This is a genomic window from Hydrogenophaga bisanensis (genome assembly GCF_042665135.1).
Classification (GTDB): Bacteria; Pseudomonadota; Gammaproteobacteria; order Burkholderiales; family Burkholderiaceae_C; genus Hydrogenophaga; species Hydrogenophaga bisanensis.
The window spans coordinates 1-1389 of the sequence record NZ_JBHTBX010000032.1 but is presented as its reverse complement, the minus strand read 5'-3'; the positions used below and the strand labels follow the sequence as shown (position 1 = coordinate 1389).

1 protein-coding gene and 1 pseudogene are annotated in these 1389 nt (G+C 60.3%); both read right to left on the bottom strand.

Annotated elements, in window-relative coordinates:
- A pseudogene (locus ACFQNJ_RS19295) lies at positions 1 to 248 on the bottom strand (aromatic-ring-hydroxylating dioxygenase subunit beta); the annotation flags it as partial.
- The coding region (locus ACFQNJ_RS19290; RefSeq protein WP_382260373.1) for an aromatic ring-hydroxylating oxygenase subunit alpha at positions 245 to 1389 on the bottom strand (1145 nt) is incomplete at its 5' end. The gene ACFQNJ_RS19290 and the pseudogene ACFQNJ_RS19295, both read right to left, overlap by 4 nt.

Below are 1389 nucleotides of genomic sequence, written 5' to 3'. Positions count from 1 at the left end.
AGGTGGCGATAGCGCTGCTGCTCGTACACGTTCGCCTCTCGCATCGCGGTGATACGGTCGTACAGCATGTCACGTGAATCGACCCAGATCAGTCCGGCCGGAAGTCCAGCCGCTTCGTTTTCGATGTTGGTCACTCGATATCGACAGTCAGCCGTGAAGAATGTCGGCCACTGTTCCAGCGCATCGCTATCGATGGTCTGCGCGTATGTGGCGTTGAAGGCGGCTATTTGCAGCAGATCAATCATCATTTAACCCCCTCCTGACCCATGTGTTGCCGGTAGACCTTCCAAAAACCTCGAATAGCGGCTTCCGTGGCCCGTCCCTCGCTAGACGTTGTCGCGTCTCCTCCCATTTCAACGACAGCATCCAAGTCCGCCGCACCTGCAATACCGCGTTCGACGAAGCCGCCCACACACCCGTCTTCCATTGAGATAAAACCCGCAGGCCCTACAAGATTCAATTGCTTCAGTCGCACGGTGCGCAGTTCGGGCGTGTCATCGATATAGCCCAGATAGGTCCAGTTCAGCTCCGAGTGGTCGGTGCCTTTCGGCAGCACTTGGCGTACGGCAAGGCAGTTCAGATGCTGTTGCAGCACAAAGCCCGGGAACACCGAGAGTATTTGCACAGTGATCCCATCCTTGATCTCCGGGAACAGCTCCAGTACGGTCGTATCCCTCAGGCGGAACTTGCTGTTGTCCGAACGAAGACCCTGCTCCTTGTAGGAGGCGTCCGCGGAGGATTCCTCGACCATCGAGAAGCTCACGTGGTTTCCTCCACCACCATCGACGATCACACCGCCTTTTTGAGACAGCCGATTGAGCTCGAAGGTGGTAAAGAAGGTGTGCAGAAGGCTGGCGTGATAGCTGTCCCTGACATTCTCCACGTAGAGCTTCCAGTTGTTCGGCAGCGCTTGTGTGAAGCGGCCGATCACCTCCACCGGCTTGTGCAGCACGCGCTCGATGCGCTGGCAGATCTCGTCGCCGAGGTACTCCTCGATGGAAGGCACGTCGTCGCTGAAGCTGCCGAACACCAGGCCGCAGTAGACGCCGATGCGCAGCTTGCGCGGGCCATGCTCCTCCTTGCAGAAGGAGGCCGGCATGCCGCCCTGACCCTTCACGCCCTTCTCGAAGGCCACGCCGGTCAGGTCACCCTGCAGGTTGTAGCTCCAGGCGTGGTAGACGCACTGGAAGCTGTCCGCGCGGCCGGACTTCTCCAACGCGATCAGGGCGCCGCGGTGCGCACAGCGGTTCTCGAAGGCGTAGATCTCGCCGTCGGCGTCCTTCACCACCACCACCGGCGTCTCGCCGACGAAGGTGGTGCGGTAGCTGCCCGCTTCCGGCAGCTCGGCCTCCAGGCACAGGTAGTTCCAGGTGGCGCCGCGGAAGATGC